The 1,535-nt window shown below is 36.8% G+C and carries 2 protein-coding genes; both read right to left on the bottom strand.

The window, feature by feature from the left end; translation table 11 throughout:
- Positions 1–175: 175 nt before the first annotated feature.
- Positions 176–718, bottom strand: coding sequence for a histidine phosphatase family protein (locus tag GC098_RS23565; protein ID WP_171645663.1), 543 nt, complete (start codon positions 716–718; stop codon positions 176–178).
- A 57-nt stretch (positions 719–775) separates the two neighbouring features.
- Positions 776–1,264, bottom strand: coding sequence for an NUDIX hydrolase (locus GC098_RS23560; protein ID WP_171645662.1), 489 nt, complete (start codon positions 1,262–1,264; stop codon positions 776–778).
- Positions 1,265–1,535 lie beyond the last annotated feature (271 nt).

The raw sequence follows: 1,535 nt of genomic DNA, 5'->3' as shown, positions 1-1,535 counted from the left end.
ACCTCTGTTCCCGCATGCCTTTTTAACGACACGTCCTAATATATCTCGCTAACTTTCATTCATCATTGAAATCTAAAGCATGAAATCCTGCGAATAGACGAGCTTGCGTGAGGAAATTAAATCATACCGAGGGAGTTTAATGGTATTTGAAGAAGCCACTTACTAAAATAATCACTTAGTCAGTCCAAATTCGTTCTATATTTGGAGTATCCTTCATAAAGGAGAGGTGGAACACGTCTGGATTAGATAGGTTTTCCCACTCCTTATACCCAATCCGATCATCAAAATATTTCAAGAGCAGAGATATGAGATTTCCATGTGAAGCTATTATAATATTTTCAAACCGACTATTTAATAGTTCTTTTACTACAGTAATTACACGGTGCGTAGCTACATTGCTCGACTCGCCGCCCTCATAACACAAATCTAAATCGTAGTACGTTTGTCGAAGCATTTCACGCCAATCAGGGTGATTTTTTTCAGATAATATCCTTTCGGTCAATCGATTATCTGTTACAATTTCGATGCCAAGTCTTTCAGCTAATGGAAATATTGTTCGATAAGCCCTTTCATAAGGACTTGAAATAATATAATCAATGTTTTTCGGCATAAGAAACTCAGTAAGTTTGTTTGCCTGATTTAGACCCAAATCCGATAATCGTGCATCAGCAGATTGTCCTTCTGCTTGACAATGTCTGACTATAAATACATTTTTCAACATTAAAAATACCTCCTAACAATCCGATTGTGAATTAGAGCACATGTTAGTATAGTTTTACATTATTTCAATATATTTTAAGTAAAATATAATTCCTGCTCTGTCTACATTGGAAAATTGGAGGGGATCCTCATTCATTAGTTGTCTTAATTCATCTACGGTAATCCATCTTGGGTTCTTAGTTTCATCACCTGATTTTAATAACTCACCTTGTACTTTACAACGGAAGTACACACCAATCGAGTCAAAGGGTCCATTAATTGTCTGATAAGCCCCAAAGGGTTTTATACATTCCACTTCAAAACTTGGATCGATACCCACTGTATCAATCCTTGTATCCTCACCTTCAATTTCTACTACATCAAGCCCAGTCTCTTCCTTTACTTCTCTAATAAGTGCTGTTACTAATGATTCGTATTGTTCTATTCTCCCACCAGGAAGTTCAATCCGTTGAGATTCACCAGGTTTATTTCGTGTCTGAACTACAATTTCGATTGTTCCATCCAAAGTTCTTTCAATTATTGCACGAGAATTAACTAAAAACATACGTCATCACAGCACCCTTCTTTTTCTTCCATATAAATTTCTATTTTCTCCCAACAATCCCTCCATAAAAGCTATTAAATACACTCTTGTTATTACAGTAACCTGCCCGTTAGTTGAGCAAAGGCTGCCGATTTTGCCGGCAGCCTTATCTTGATAGTGTATGTAACTAACGTTTCTCGATAGCTCAGTATTCCCCAGAATAGCGTTTCGTGATCTAGGAAGGCTTCATTCAATTCGGATTTCCCTACGATTCCTTATGTTTATAACCGTC

The sequence above is a fragment of the Paenibacillus phytorum genome (assembly GCF_013141715.1).
Lineage (GTDB): Bacteria > Bacillota > Bacilli > Paenibacillales > NBRC-103111 > Paenibacillus_E > Paenibacillus_E phytorum.
Note: the sequence above shows the minus strand (reverse complement) of the source record. Positions and strands in the feature narration are given on the sequence as shown.